Here is a 15,097-nt window from a genome sequence, read left to right on the forward strand (position 1 = left end):
AGAGCGGTAATGTACTAAAATTTTATCAATTTATTTTCCTTTTCTGGAACCATAAGCTGTTAAAAGACAGGCCCAGATTGACTTTTACATAACTTTCCTCAACAAGATCATTCACCGCTGTCCCTCTCTTTCCAATTTCAAAACCGAGGTTCAGGTTGGAAAAATCTCGTCCCAGTGGCAGACCAAGTCCAAAAGTTATGCCAAAGTTATTGATCTCCTCATCGTTTACTATAATTCCGGACTGATTGTAACGCAGCCCGGCACGATAGGTTATTCGCTTCAGATAAGAGCTAAAAGAGCTGTAGTTAGGCACAAAATAACCTCCAACTGCCAGGGTACTGGCATCCTGATAGGCCAGGTTCTCATAAGTGATGAACTCATTTTCGAATGTGCTGAGTTCCTGCATGCTGTATTCTGCACCAACAAACCATTTCTTGTCCTCTCCAATTCCAAGCCCCACAGTGGCGGTAGTGGGAATCTTGATTTCCGTATTCTTCCTGCCCTGGGCCACAAGGTCTACTTCAACAACCTCAATATCAAGGCCTGTAGTCCTTGAAAAGGATCCGATGGTCTGGGTGTTTTGAGAAACCAGGTTGGCCTGGGTATTGACCGTTACAGAGGTAAACAAAGTAAGTTTGTCCGTGATCTTCGGATAATAGGTGGCTCCATAGTTAAAATCAAAACCATTAACCCTGGATTCCCTGCGGTCCAGGGTGCCTAACTGTACGTCCTGAACACTTTGAACCCGATTGTTATTCAGCGTTCCGAAGTTAAAATTTACAGTAGCCCCAATATGCAGGTTTTCGGCCAGTTGGAGACCTGCGGAAATATAAAGTTGATCCAAGCCGCCATTGCCGGAAAACTCATTAAGCACATCGGCTCCGTTACTGTTAACAGACCGCTGAACCAGGTTGTACCCCACGGATGAAAATGGCATTATCCCGAAACCAAAACCCAGATGTCGACCTACCGGGAATCCCAGCGCAAGGTATTCGAGGTTCGTTACACTGGAATTTGCCTTATCTGCCGAGGTTGTTAAGCTAAGTTCCTTATGGGAAAGCGCTGCAGAGTAGGTCGTTAATCGCAGTCGGCCATATGCCGCCGGATTCCTGAGGTTCACGTGAATACTGTCTGCATACATACTCAGGCCGCCCATCATCTGGTTTTCCACTGTGCCTATAGAACGAAGGTCGCCTATACCAAAAAACGAATAAGGGGAGACAGTCCCGTTCTGGGCATAAATTCCTGTTGCCGAAAGGCAAACCATGGCCACCAATAAATATCTAAACATCTAGCTTTTGTTGTGTTCCAGCAATAAATTCAAGCCCTGTAGGAGGAAATTAGAATGCGCAAATATGGTATTTTTTAATTGCTTAGACAAAAATTGAGCATCCCCGCCTGTTAAAATAACTGTTAAATCTGGGAAGAGGGCCCGGTATTCCTCAATTACCCCCTGGATTTCGTAGCAGATCCCAAGGACCACCCCACTGTGGATGCTCCCTGAAGTAGAGGTTCCTGTGAGTTGTTCCGGAACTTCAGGTTCCAGAAGAGGCAAGCCGGCGGTACCATCATGCAGTGCCCGGTATCGCATCTGAAGTCCGGGCGAAATAGCGCCCCCCCTGTACTCTTTCTGATCGGTGATTAAATCATATGTTATGCAGGTACCGGCATCAATTACCAGCGCATTTTTACCGGGATAGGCAGAAAGGGCGGCAGCCGCCAGAGCGATACGGTCTTTACCCAGGGTTTCAGGAGTATCGTAAAGCAACCGGAAAGGTAATCTGGTCTGTGCATCCAAGACAACAAGGGTGCAGGATGCAGGAAGCCACTGATCTGAAGTGAATTCCCAAGGACCTACTGCAGACAGCATCGCATGGGAAATCTCAGGATAGGAACTGAACAGCTTTTCAAGTCCAGAAATGGTCTCCTCATAGGGTATTATTACCAGTCTGACCAACTTATCCCGGTCAAAAACGGCGAGTTTTACTGCCGTGTTTCCAGCATCGATTACAAGGTTCATATTGCAAAGATGGAAAAATTAAAAAAGACCCCGCTTTTTTTACTTTTTAGTTTGTAGTTCCTAAATTTGCAGGTATATTTGCCCCCGCCTCCGCGCGAGGCTTCGGCGGGTGCAGACCCGCAAGAGGTACCTTAGCTCAGTTGGTAGAGCAACGGACTGAAAATCCGTGTGTCCCTGGTTCGATTCCTGGAGGTACCACGAGAGTAGCGAGTGGAAGCTACAGTAAAAAGCACGCAGAAAAAGCGTGCTTTTTTTTGGTGCCAGCCAAATGAATCGAAGTCTATGCCGTGAAGGCCAAAGGCCGCAGCGGTAATTCCTGGAGGTACCACGAGAGTAGCGAGTGGAAGCTACAGTAAAAAGCACGCAGAAAAAGCGTGCTTTTTTTTGGTGCCAGCCAAATGAATCGAAGTCTATGCCGTGAAGGCCAAAGGCCGCAGCGGTAATTCCTGGAGGTACTACATCAAGCACAAGAAGCTCATTCGAAAGAATGGGCTTTTTTGTTTTAAGCACCGCAGCAAGCTTGCTTGCTTAAGGTGCGAGGAACAGAAAGACATTGCTGATAAGCAATGGGCTTTGCCGTATTTGCAGGAGTGGCACCAAAGGAAGACTGACTGAAAGGAAGTATCTCCTGGAGGTACCACATCAAGCACAAGAAGCTCATTTGAAAGAATGGGCAGGCTTCTGATTGGTCTATTCCTAAACCCCTTAAGGCATTTAAGCTACCAAAACAACATTTTGCTTTGGTGTCTGGACAAGACGCTAACTCAATATTTATATCGCAGCCATTACCTTTTAATGAAAGAGAATTGTTCCGGCATTACATTTAATTCAACTGCATTTTTTGATTCTGTTAAAAAAATGTAAATTACTTGAGTTATTAATCATACAACTTCCTAAAAACCAGACAACACGCATGAAAACAAACTTTACAAAATTAGCGCAACGAGCCGCTCTAATGATTATCCCATTAACTATTTTGTCTTTTATGATTTCTTGTAAATCTGAAACAACCAAAAAGGCACAAGAGACTATTGAAGAAGTAAAAGAAATTAAATCCAATATCGATAATAATGGGTCCATTCAAGATCGGGCAATGGCCCTCTCTCAAAAAACGCCTCTTTCGAAACAGCAATTGGAATCTTGGGTGCCAAATGAACTTAATGGCATGACCAGATCCGACCTTAAAGTAACCGATCCCGAGAGTGACGGTGAAGCCCGACTGAAGGCAACCTTTGCGAACGAAAACAAGAAAGTTTTTTTAGACTTGGCAGATGGCGCGGGAAGTATGGCCGGATTGGTTTTAATGAGTGCCAATACTATGCGCCTGGAAGAAGAGCGCGACGATGAATATCAACAATTGCAGTTTTTAAATAAAGAGGGTGTTAATGCCCTTCAAACTTATTTTAAGCGAGAGAATCGAACCACCTTAAAATTTCTGGAGCAAGGACGGTTTATGGTCCAAATAGAAGCGGAGGGCTACAGCCCTGAGGAAGCATGGAAATTAGTTGATGAATTGAAGTTAGATAAACTGACCAATTAATTCTGAATTCATTGAAGAACAAGATTTCAATCTTTATACTGCTTTTTTTTACCTTTCCCTACCCCGGTGAAGCCCAAATTCTTAAGAAGCTAAAGAAGGCTGCCAATGAATTAACTTCTTCCATTTCAGTCGATAAATTAATTCAAGATCCAGTGACAACCTCGTTTAAGGATGTCGACTTGACAAGGTATCTTCCGGATGATTTTGGAAAGGAGGTAACTTACCGTAATCTTCACCAACAAACCTACGATAAGGAAAGAGGGTTCTACTTAACGCCCGGATTTTATGAAGGCCACTTTAATTCGTTTTGTATTCGGGCAGGCACCTATGCTCCACGCAAAGGCAACGGCCGGTATTATGCGCCCTTAAAAGGACCTAAAGCAGATATTGTGGAGGCCATTGTTAAAGGCTATCAGGATAATCCTGCCATCACACAGCAGGAAGTGCAGCTTCTGCTTTGGGCCATTATTGCGAAAACCGATTTTCAGGAAATGAAGGGGGATATCAAGGCTACGGCCCTGAAATTGTTGGATTCAAAACAAATTCTTCGCCTAAGCAAGGGAACCCTGGAAAGATATGCCACCGATGAATTAAGAAAAGTGGCATTTAAAAACGAATCTCTGCGTTACATTGCTCAAGCGGAGAATGATTTAAGAAATCTCTATCACCAGGGCGTTGAATCCTACCAGGATTATGAAGCTATTGCCATACGTGAAGGAATGGAGCCATTATCTGAAAAATACACAGCCGATCGCTGGACCAGGCATCCCGATGGGTTTTTTATACGATATAAGGTGCAAGATTTTCCGTATACCATAACCCAGGTTTATGTCCCCGAGCAAAACATAAATAACTTTTCTCCTATTACCGATCATGGACCCTCCCCTCCTGAATCTAACCCTGGGCAGGGGGGCGTTTATTTCATGCCTCGAAATGCTGTGGCGATGCCTTCGGATGGCAGTGCGCAACGTATTCTGCAAACCGATGTTCCCCATGGCGATGAGTCCTGGGGTGAAAACGGGGGAATATTAACAGATGGCGGAGCAATTGGAACCTCGGACGATAATTCAGAATCGAGTGCCGATACCGAAAATCAGGAGGACAATACCATAAGTTGTCAAGAAATTGTACATCCTGCCATAGATGCTGCTATCAAGGAAGAGATGATTATGCAGGATCTGCCCGGTATTGCAGTGGGAGTCTTTAAAAAAGGGAAATTAGTTCACCTTAAAGCCTATGGGTATACCGATATTATCAAAAAGAAGGAAGTTACTTTAAATACCGTAATTAGGTGGGCTTCCATTTCCAAAACGGTAACGGCCGTAGCGGCCTTTCAACTGGAGGATTTTAGCACCAAAAATAACTCAGGAATAGGATATAGTATTTCCGACACTATAACCGAACATTTCAATTATTGGCCAAAATCGGTAGACTATTGTTCACTTGAAGCCTACAAAGATTCTTGCCAGACTAATGAGAGAAAAGTTGACACTAGATTCGGAGATATTACTATTGCCCAGCTTTTGCAAAACAGGGGTGGCTTACAGCATTATGGCAAGGGTTTACGGGACAGCACTACTGCCGTTTTTGACAGCCTTACTTTGCCCTTTAGACACGATAAAAGTTTATATAAATCCGATGCTGACGGCTTCAACGCCAAGTCTGCGGTGGATATTTTCAAAAATTCAATTCTTGCCTTTACTCCTGGAGCAAGTTACAACTATTCAACATACGGATTTAGTCTTGCAGCAGCTACCATTGAAGCAGCAAGCCCTAATGGCTATGTGGACTGGGTCCTGGAAAATATTGCAAAACCCGCAAATATGGATAGTTTTCGAGCGGGTAATAAAAGGGATCATTACGGTCATGAAATGCGAGAAGATGGCTTATTTGCCACGACCATTGCCGGTTCGGAAGAAAGAGTATTACCTGGCGGGGGCTGGGAATCGAATATATGTGATTTGGCCAAGTTTGCCATTAACCTATCCGGTGATGCTTTCTACAATGTAAATACACATCCGGTAGGAAGAATTTGGGAAGGAGCTATTGGCAATGGCGAATACCGTCATGGAATACGGCGGAGTTTCAATCCAGGTCCCGGCAATACAAGCGTTTGGCATACCGGAGATGGAAAAAACAGCCGCACCATGATGTACTTCTTTCCTTCCGATACTACAGGGGTAGTTTTTTTGGGTACTTCGGATTATATGGACCGATCTCGAATGGCCAACAGAATCATGTATGCCTTTGGAGAACACCCCTCGGTCTTTAAAAACACACCCATACGAAACACACCGGTAGACAATTGTAATGGCCCTAATAAAAAGAAGAATGGCAATGACCTTTTTGTTGGCATCTGGCGAAAAACCGATAAAGATTCCTCCAAGACCGATAGTGATCAATTGATTCGAACTGGGAGACCTCATGAGGAATTCTTTGATCAACTACTTTATCTGCAGGCAGCGGGGTATTACTGTACCGATATCAAACCCTTTATCCATAACAATAAGCTATACTGGGACGGCGTGTTTAAAAAGGGAAACGTAAAAGTTAAAATACGCAGAGATCATACTAAGGAAGGATTTATTAATGAAATAGGAGATAAACTAAAAGAGGGATATGCTTTAGTCGACTTGGAAACTTATAGAAACCCCGATGGGAAAAGACGCTGGGCCGGACTCTTTAGAGAAACCAGCGAAGAGTATGCTTATCTTATCGATCAGGACTACTCTACCCTTCAAAATAGGATTGAAGAACTGGGCCAAAAAGGACTGTATTTAATAGATATTGAAGCTCATTTTAAGGGCGATAAAAAAAGATATAGCGGCATCTTTAAAAAAAGAAGAAAGACTTGGCTAGGGTTTGCTAACACACTCGATGATTTTGAGACCCTCATTAGAGAACAACAATCCAAAGGATTAAAGCTCATGGACCAAGAAGTCATAGAAAATAATCCTGGTGGCCATTCTGTGGACTTTATTTTCTATGGCATCTGGGAAGAATCGGTAAAAGATGAAATATTTGAATATAAAACCAAGTACTGTGACTTTATGGATAGTCATGAAACGGAAAGTGCCAGGGGATATCTCCTTCTGGACATGGATCGTATTTCATTTAATGTTGAGGAAAAATAGTGCTAATCAAAAGGATGCGGCACTATAAATGATGCTAAAGGAATAGTTGTTAAAAAAAGTAGGCTTTAAGAGTACCCTGTCCATTGTCATAAATTCAAACCCTATGAGCGAAGAATCATCACGACGGCTTTTTTTTAAGCAATTAATTACAGGGAGCGCCGGTTTATACCTGTTTCCAAATTTACAAGCCTGTAAAAACAAAGAAACATCACAACTTGTAGAAGTTACAGGACCCCCTCCGTTTAGTGTTTGGGAAGAAATGATTTCTGTTTTGGAACAAAGTCCGGACCATTGGATATCCCGTTTTAACAACCTGATTATATCTAAGAATCCGGAGGCCATGATTGATTTTGTCAGGGAGGATATCGGAATGATTCCCAGTGACGAAGAGTATTTTAGAAACATAGGAAATCAAATTATTTATGGGCCATCGGGGACATTACGTTGTGGTCTGGCCACTCCAAGGGGAAAGGCCGAGTTGCTTAAAAACATGCTGGAAAAAGCAGGATTTGAGGCCAGGGTGGTCTACGAAACCGTTGATCTAAGTGAATCTGAGGTCAAAAAAATATTGTTTAGTGATGGCCAAAGTTCCTTCGATCCCCCTTTGGATGACTCAAAGGTAAAAGAATGGCATACCAGACTGGGAGTATCGGAACCTAAAGGTCAGGTAGAATGGCTCAATTCTATTGTAGACCAATCGGAAGGGTTAGGGAAGGTATTACTTGACAAAATTCCCGAAAACTTTAGACTTACGGCCGAAAGAGGCTTTAGGTTTTCAGCCATGGATGTGCCTGGTGTTATCTACTCCAACGGCACGGATGAAATTTTTGTTCATCTTTTTGACCCCAGTGTTTCGTCTGGATCATATCATCCATCAAATACCCAATATTCCTATCGCGAGGCAGATCCTGCCATCGCAACAAGAGAAGAGATTCAACTTTCATTGAAAGGAATTAATGCCCTCAATCCTTCAGAGGAAATAAATTTGCTTGAAGGAAAATGGAATGCATCCGAATTGGTGGGCCAACAATTGAAGTTGTTTTTCTTGAATAACATGACCTTTCCACAGCAGTTGGCGAATACCATATCAGACATTTCAACTTTCACCCCCTGTATGGCTGTCCAAAATTTATATGAGGATGCGGCATATATGGAAAAGGCATCTGTCTTGGGAAAACCAATCGGTTTAGGAGGTGAACCCATAATGAATGATTACAGAATACAATTTTCAAATGAAGGGGAAAGCAGTCGTCTGCAAGCGAATGTTACTTCCCTTGAATGCAGAGCACGCACAAAAGCCTATCCAACCGTTGCCCTGGAGATATATCCAAGGGATTCCAGTGGAAAAATAATTGAAGGAATGAATCCTTCCGATTTTAACATTGTCGATAATGGAAAAACAGTTTGTGGTTGGATGCAATCAAACCACAAAGCACCGAAAATAATGCTGCTGCATGATACCTCTTTCAGTATGCCAGAGGCTTATTATGGGGAAGGCATTCAGGTATTTCTGGAAAACCTGGAGAGGGTTATCCATAACGTTTACCCCAAAGCAATTATACAACGACAGGAAACGGATTCAGGCATCTATTCTGCGCATTTAAAGGCTGCATTATCTGATAACGACTTGATACTTTATGCAACAGACGGGGATAATGACGACCAGTTCAATCCCGAGGATGCCAGTATTTATAAATCGGGGCCACCTACGATATACCTGAATGTTCGGGAATCTTCCACGGCCTTACTATCGGAAATAACCGAAAACACCTTTTCAGAATTCATTCAGGCAGAAGACCAAACTAAAACGATTGAACGAATTACGAAAATCATAGAAGAAACGGATTTCCCGCCATACATCTTTATGTATAATTCGAATAACTCAAGTATTCCTCATGAAGTGCATGTAAGTTTAAAAGGAACCGACTTGAAAGCTGAAACTCAATACACATTTCCTGCACAAAAGGAAAATCTGATTGGAGATCGTCTCATTAGTTTAATTCTCGATGTGAAAATTGGCGATAATCCTATAGTAAGGAGAGTACTGGCGGGGTGGAATCCTTTAACGGAACCCAACATGGAGCCAAATATTCATATGGCCAATGCTGTTCATGAAATGCTCATGGGAGGTGTAACATTGGCTTTTGAAAGAGAGGGTGCTTCCGAGAGTATTCGCCTGACAGAGTATTTGAAATACTTACTAACCCATAAAGATTGGTTTCAATCCTATCAACAGGGTAAAGTTGACCAGGCAATAGCCGCCATCGATAAGGGCGGTTATTCGTATCCCCAACAGTTTTTGAGCATGATGCAACCCATTCGTGAAGCACGAACCAAGAAAGCGCTTACTATACCCCTGGGCTATCGAATTGGAGTACTAAAGTTTAAACCTGGTCTATTTAGTGAAAATACCGAATTGAACTTCGACTATTTACCTACTTCAAAGTATGTGACGTTTGCAGTGGATAAGGAAAAGAGTTTTGAAGAAACACTCAAAAAAACCGCTCAATTAGCCCTGCTGGAAAATGCAACATTCACCCATTCTACGCTCTCCAAGTTAAAGAACGCAGAGTTGGCATTGAATAAAATTACCATAAATGAAGAAACGTATTCTGCTGAACACCTTGAATCGAATTATCATTATTTCCAAGAGAAGATTTTTAGGGGGGCATTGGCCTTATTTGACAAGGAGGCAAAGCAAAAAGCATTCTGGCAAATTGACGAATATAGTGGTGAGCTTTATGGAATTTTGCCCGATGGATCAGGAGGTGGAGGCAATTCAGTTATGGCGCAGCTCCAAGAATTAAAAAACGTTGTGAAAGAATACGAGAAGATCGTGGCCTTGATGAATTTGGGAATGGGAGCAACTGGTACAGGCAATTTTCCAATTGGAGTAGTTGCAAACTATAGTGTCACCCTTGTGAAATTATATTCCTTTGCTACCGAAGCCATTATCATAATGGATGCCTCGGGAATAGACAAAGACGTTCAGGAGGCCATTGCTCAGTTTGCATGTAATGTCTATAAAGACATACTATACGTTTCTTTTGGACCTGTAGGCGAAGCAATGGGTGGTATTGAAAACCTAATTACCGCACTAGGAGGCAATTATTCCTTTATTGATTGTCCAAATTAAGACACTAGACCACTCCATACGGATTGTCCAAAAACTTCATTGTATAAAACAAAAAAAGCCCGTCAAAACGGGCAGGCTTCTGATTGGTCTATTCCTAAACCACTTAAGGCATTTAAGCTACCAAAACAACATTTTACCCTGCTGTTATCAGATTTTATTTTTGCTTAAATCAGACAGTCTAAAGCTGAAAAAATTCCATAAAAAGGAATGAAATAGCTAATACTTCTCCAGGATCAGAAGGCACTTCAAGCAGAGTCTCATTCTAACCACTAACTGACGTAAATCATTGATTGGTCCCCTGCCTCCGTTTTACCTTTACTATTGTTAACAGACAATTTTATAAAGAACCCATTAATAGAAAAATTCCTTTATCATGAAAACTTTAAGTACCCTATTTTTCCGGCTTCTTATCATCGCATTGCTGGTTGGCTTTACCGGATGCGACAAAGATGATGACGTTGATAGCAGTAATAATTTAAGTACAAGCGAATTGCTGATCGGCACCTGGACCGTATCAGATTTTGACCTGTCGATCACGGTAGGAAATCAATCCTTTATTGATTATCTGATCGAAGAAGAAGGTCTTACTCCTTCCGAGGCAGCTGACCTGAATGCTCTCTTTGAAGCTTTTTTGGGATCGGAATTAACCGGGACACTTACCATAAACTCTGATAAAACCTATGTGTCAAATTTTGGTGAAGAGTCCACAAGCGGCACCTGGAGCCTTAGTGCGGATGAAAAGACATTAACTCTCGTTGAAGAAGGTGAGACTATTATCATTACGATCGATTCGGTATCATCAAATACCTTGAAAGCAACTATTTCTGAGAGCAGCCCGGAAGACATTGATGAAGACCCTCAAACACCGGATGTTATCATTACGATAGATATTATGCTGACCCTTACCAAATAACCCTTTGTTGAGGTTTTTATTTAACAATAAAGAACCAAAAAGTTTCCTGTACTGACTTCAGGATAATTGAAGTAATCTGTAATGGAAGGTAAACATGAATAAAAAAGCCCGTCTTTCGGACGGGCCATATGTCTGGTACAGTGACTTAATAAAAAAGAACCGGGGTATTATCAAAAAATGCTGAGGGACTAATGTACCACTTCCCATTGCAGGTCCCCTATATATTTGTAGGCCACCTTCCCCTGCTCGTTCATCCCAAAGAGATAGATCCACTGATTATCGCAGAGATGGCGAATAGATTCATGCTTCTCTAATATTTTGCTCATCTCATCAACAGGTGCCTCAATAATAACATTCAAACGCTGAGGCTGGTGCTGAAACTGCTCCCCGTCATGTACAGACTGCCAGGGAAGTCCTACCCTCAGATCTCCACCAAATCCTTCCAGTACACCGGCTCCTCCCACTACATTATGCAGTGTTTTATTTCCGGATCCGAACTTCTTATTGTCCACTGCAGAAGCATAATATTGCAGATTAATCCAGCTGGTAACCACCATGGGGGCCGTCATGATCAATTCTAGCACACCAAACCCTTCATCCTTTTTCCAGTCGTAACTGTGCATAAATGCCTTTCCTCCGAAATTGAGCTGGGCTGTTCGTTTACGGGGGGCCACAATAAATGATGAACATCCGGCAAGTCCCCACTCGGGGCGTACCTGGGACCAGTCTTTGCTTCGCTGCAGTACCTGCCTGCCTACATCACCCTTCTCAATTTTCATTCGTGCGCCCCGTTCCTTGCGGGCATTTTCCCCGGCCAGCTTAAGGGCATATTTTATTTCATCTATTTCTTTTTCATGGGTTGCAGGCCAGGCCTTACCCGAATTAAAAAGATTTACCTCATCCGTAGTAGTATCGTGAAGGGCCGCAATAAAATACGTTGTTTCAGGTATATGTATACCTGCATCCTTCAGGCCTCTTCTCACTTCAGTTTCATTTAAAACAGCCGCCGCCACTTTGGCATTTGCCTCACCGGAATGACCGCCACAGGCGCCGCAATCCAATCCGGTAGCATGCGGGTTGTTTACCGTAGAAGCCCCGTGCCCCACAATGAGAACGGTATTTGCAAAATTTTCTGTCAGCGACATGGCTTTCAACGCAGATGCAGCCATCTGAATACGTTCTTCCAGAGGTATTCCGCTCATTTCTTTCATCGATGCATCCCCATCAAGCTGAATGCCTTTTTGTGCTAACTGCCTACCGGATAAACCATTCTCTTCCGGGCGGGGAAGTGGCCTTGTGATTCCAAAGGCATCAGAAAGGAGTTTTGGAAGGAAATACAGTCCCAGTGGACTTACAAAACCGAAACAGCTTATGGCTCCGGACTTGAAAGATTTCCAGGCCTTAAATACGTGTTCTTTCAGGGACCTTTTGCCTATCATGCGCTGATCATCCTCCTCATTACCCAAGCTTTCTTTAATAGTATGCGAGGTATTGAGCAACACCGGACATTGGTTAGCACCCTCATTGTGGCCGATGGGTACATATTTAATGGGAAAGGCAAAGAATCCGGCAAATCCCATGGTTTCAATTTCTGCATCTGCAGCCTCCAGGTTCCTTCTGAATAATTCGGAACGCACATCAATACAAAAGATAGCCTGGGCTTTTGGCTTTACCTCATCCTGTACATTATGCTCCTGCCCATTAATTTTTTCAATGATCGAACGCTGATTTGCCCTGTCAAAAGCATCCTGCAAAACAAGTTGTTGTGCCAGCCTTTTGCTCATGGTTTCGTCCGCAAGAAGCTCCTGGTTTCTTTTCCTAGTTTTCTTCCACTGTGCTTCCAGGTTTTCATATGGCAATAATTCCTTTAAAGCAAGCTCCCAGACAAGAAGGATTGCTATGAATTCTTCAACGGCATGACTTGACCTTTCCGCCAGTCCCTCATCCCAATCAATCCTGGCAGCAAAACCAGCCCATCCATTCATTTTCATGGTAAGGGCAATGAGGTAGTAATCTATGCTTTCCTCGGAAAGGCCGAGTAATGCAAGGGCTATGGATGCAGCCTCCCTGTAGTCGTCGGGAAGCGTCTTGATAAAATTACGGAAGCCTTTCAGCCCCATAGCTTCAGGAGTGAGATCCACTTCAGCTTCTTTCTTCCATGCCGCAAAAAGTGAGGTATTTTTATCCGAAGTATCCCAAATTGCCTGGCTATTGTCAAAATAAGCTGAGGCCCAGAACGAAATCCGGTCAATTAGGAAGCGCTCCCATTTTTTGCCGTTGATCTCACTGGCCAGATCACTCATGGTCCTGATAAAAACAGCATCATTGGGTTCCTCGTTTTCAATAAGTCGGGCAATGAAGCTATCAGTATCTATATCCAGGCCATAGCTGTTATGTTCAAGGGCATCGGCGATATGTACACGACTCATCTCTCCCTCCTTCAGGGCTTTCAGAAAAAACGAAACAGGGAGTGTAGCCCTTACCTGGCTGCTTTTATGTAAAAAATCCATGGCCTCCGAGAACTCCATATGGGTCATACCCAGATATGGATTAACGGCCACAAAATTTTCCAGTGACCAAAGTGGGGCTATTTTCTTGGCTGTTCTATTCAGAAAAGTGCTTGTTTCAGACAGGGTTATTTTTTGATCCAATTGCATGGTTAAATAGATTAACTTTTTGATACTACTTCAGATTTCAAATCTTCAATTACCTCAACAGGTATTTTGGTTTCTTCCTGGTTTTCCTCGCGGACAGTAAGATTTGCCCATTTGAATTTCTCATTTTTCAATGACCCGATCATACGATCGAAGATAACATTGGCATACAGGCCATTGCGCAAATGAATCCCAAGTGCATAGCCCCAATTTTTATTCAGCCTCGATGAGAACAACTGCAAAACCACAACCACTGAATATATGGCCAGAACCAGTGCTGCAGCTGATTTGATAGCAAAACCGGGATTTGTAAAAGCCGGGATTTGGGTCCCTAAAAGAACCCGTGCACTATGCTCAAATGAGAAGAAAGAAAGGGCTACAAAAAAAGCCAATCCGGCCGTCTGCAACACAGCCTTGAAGGTGCCCCTTGAATCTAATGTTCCGGAGATGACCTGGCTCAACCCCATAACAATGATAGCACCGGTTGCCATCAGGCTGAAGTCTTCTGCAGGATTAACCCCCCAGATATAGCAAAACAGAGCGTAAATACCTATGGAAGCCAAAATACCCAGCCCTATGTGACCCGCACTCCCCATGCGTTTAGGGACTTTTATCTTGTGGGCGCGAACCGAATCAATGACGCTTCCGGACGAGAGAAAAGCATGAGCTTTATAAAAAGAGTGTGCAACCACATGCAGTAAAGCTGCACTATATACCCCAAAACCGCAAATGAGAAGCGAAAAGCCCATGTGTGCAATACTGGAATAACCCAATGCTACTTTTATGGACGGCTGGGTAAGGTACACCACGGAAGCGAACAGGGCTGTAAAACCAGCAATCCCAATCAGTAACAATGAAGCGGCATCAGATGCTATCATCAGGAAGCTCATGCGCACCATTAAAAATGGTCCCGCATTGAGCAAACCGGCATGCAGCATCGCAGACACTGGTGTTGGAGTTTCAACCACCTTAACCAACCATCCATGGGTAGGGAATTGCGCAGATTTGAGCACCGCAGTTATTACCAGCAGTACGGCAGCTGCGACCAGGGCGGCATTCAATCCTGCCTTTTGCTGAATGCCAATAAAAATAGCATCCAGATCACCGGTACCAAACTGTGCATAAAGGATCATGGTTGCCACAAACAGGGTAACATCTCCTATGCGGGCCATGATAAACTTTTTCCTTGCAGCAGCTATAGCCTGTGGGCGACTGCGATAAAATACCAGTAAATAATGCAGGCAAATACTGGTAATGACCCAGAAGACAAAAAGCTGACCCAGGTTACCAGATAACACCAGCAACTCTACTCCGGCAATAGTTATAGCCATCCTGGCCATGAAAATATTCTTTCGGGGATCCCCGTCCATGTAGTTAATGCTGTATCTCATCACCACCAGGCCCAGAATTGCAATCATGGAAAACATAATCATACTCAGTGAATCGATGCGGATGGCGAAGCCAAGTCCCTGCCAGCCCAGTAAAGCAGATTGCAGTGTGCCATTCATGTACAGGATAAATCCGCTTGAAATAGCCGTTAATACTCCTATCCATGTTGCAGTTTCGGATAAGGCGGAGAGCCTTGAACTAACTTTCTTCCTAATGGCCAAAAAAGAAAAAACCAGCAAAACTGCTGGTGCAACTACAGGTAAGAGGGTAAGCAATGAGTCCTTCATGACAATTTTATTTTCTGCCGCAAA

General features: G+C 43.3%; 8 protein-coding genes and 1 tRNA gene. 5 read left to right on the forward strand and 4 right to left on the reverse strand.

What is annotated here, in order from left to right; all coding sequences use genetic code 11:
• Positions 1 to 25: 25 nt before the first annotated feature.
• Positions 26 to 1,291, reverse strand: a complete 1,266-nt coding sequence (bamG, locus tag OO016_RS00615) for a BamG family beta-barrel-assembly machinery protein (protein ID WP_266010083.1) — start codon at positions 1,289 to 1,291, stop codon at positions 26 to 28.
• Entirely contained in the window at positions 1,292 to 2,020 is a 729-nt protein-coding gene (locus OO016_RS00620) for a type III pantothenate kinase (protein ID WP_266010084.1), read from the reverse strand.
• Positions 2,021 to 2,145: 125 nt separating this feature from the next.
• Between OO016_RS00620 and OO016_RS00625 the strand changes: the two genes are divergently transcribed.
• The 5 genes from OO016_RS00625 (at position 2,146) to OO016_RS00645 (ending at position 10,743) form a co-directional block, all read left to right on the forward strand.
• Positions 2,146 to 2,218: transfer RNA gene (locus OO016_RS00625), tRNA-Phe, on the forward strand.
• 715 nt (positions 2,219 to 2,933) lie between these two features.
• A complete protein-coding gene (locus tag OO016_RS00630) occupies positions 2,934 to 3,560 on the forward strand; it encodes a hypothetical protein (protein ID WP_266010085.1) in 627 nt (208 codons plus the stop codon).
• Between the two features lie 179 nt (positions 3,561 to 3,739).
• Positions 3,740 to 6,694, forward strand: coding sequence for a serine hydrolase domain-containing protein (locus OO016_RS00635; protein ID WP_266010086.1), 2,955 nt, complete (start codon positions 3,740 to 3,742; stop codon positions 6,692 to 6,694).
• Positions 6,695 to 6,797: 103 nt separating this feature from the next.
• A complete protein-coding gene (locus tag OO016_RS00640) occupies positions 6,798 to 9,830 on the forward strand; it encodes a hypothetical protein (protein ID WP_266010087.1) in 3,033 nt (1,010 codons plus the stop codon).
• Positions 9,831 to 10,203: 373 nt separating this feature from the next.
• The gene (locus tag OO016_RS00645) at positions 10,204 to 10,743 is read left to right on the forward strand and encodes a lipocalin-like domain-containing protein (protein WP_266010088.1); all 540 of its coding nucleotides are present in this window, start codon (positions 10,204 to 10,206) and stop codon (positions 10,741 to 10,743) included.
• Between the two features lie 188 nt (positions 10,744 to 10,931).
• Here the strand turns inward: OO016_RS00645 and OO016_RS00650 are convergent, their stop codons facing one another.
• Together OO016_RS00650 and OO016_RS00655 are read right to left on the reverse strand one after the other, a co-directional pair.
• Complete coding sequence (locus OO016_RS00650) at positions 10,932 to 13,400, reverse strand: YbcC family protein (protein ID WP_266010089.1); 2,469 nt, start codon at positions 13,398 to 13,400, stop codon at positions 10,932 to 10,934.
• 11 nt (positions 13,401 to 13,411) lie between these two features.
• Positions 13,412 to 15,073, reverse strand: a complete 1,662-nt coding sequence (locus OO016_RS00655; protein ID WP_266010090.1) for a proton-conducting transporter transmembrane domain-containing protein — start codon at positions 15,071 to 15,073, stop codon at positions 13,412 to 13,414.
• Positions 15,074 to 15,097 lie beyond the last annotated feature (24 nt).

This window comes from Lentiprolixibacter aurantiacus (assembly GCF_026241225.1).
In the GTDB taxonomy this organism is placed as follows: domain Bacteria; phylum Bacteroidota; class Bacteroidia; order Flavobacteriales; family Flavobacteriaceae; genus Lentiprolixibacter; species Lentiprolixibacter aurantiacus.

Excerpts from the sequence above, each read along its gene's own strand:
- bamG (WP_266010083.1), bottom strand. The coding sequence starts at position 1,291 with ATGTTTAGATATTTATTGGTGGCCATGGTTTGCCTTTCGGCAACAGGA.
- OO016_RS00620 (WP_266010084.1), bottom strand. The coding sequence starts at position 2,020 with ATGAACCTTGTAATCGATGCTGGAAACACGGCAGTAAAACTCGCCGTT.
- OO016_RS00630 (WP_266010085.1), top strand. The coding sequence starts at position 2,934 with ATGAAAACAAACTTTACAAAATTAGCGCAACGAGCCGCTCTAATGATT.
- OO016_RS00640 (WP_266010087.1), top strand. The coding sequence starts at position 6,798 with ATGAGCGAAGAATCATCACGACGGCTTTTTTTTAAGCAATTAATTACA.
- OO016_RS00645 (WP_266010088.1), top strand. The coding sequence starts at position 10,204 with ATGAAAACTTTAAGTACCCTATTTTTCCGGCTTCTTATCATCGCATTG.
- OO016_RS00650 (WP_266010089.1), bottom strand. The coding sequence starts at position 13,400 with ATGCAATTGGATCAAAAAATAACCCTGTCTGAAACAAGCACTTTTCTG.
- OO016_RS00655 (WP_266010090.1), bottom strand. The coding sequence starts at position 15,073 with ATGAAGGACTCATTGCTTACCCTCTTACCTGTAGTTGCACCAGCAGTT.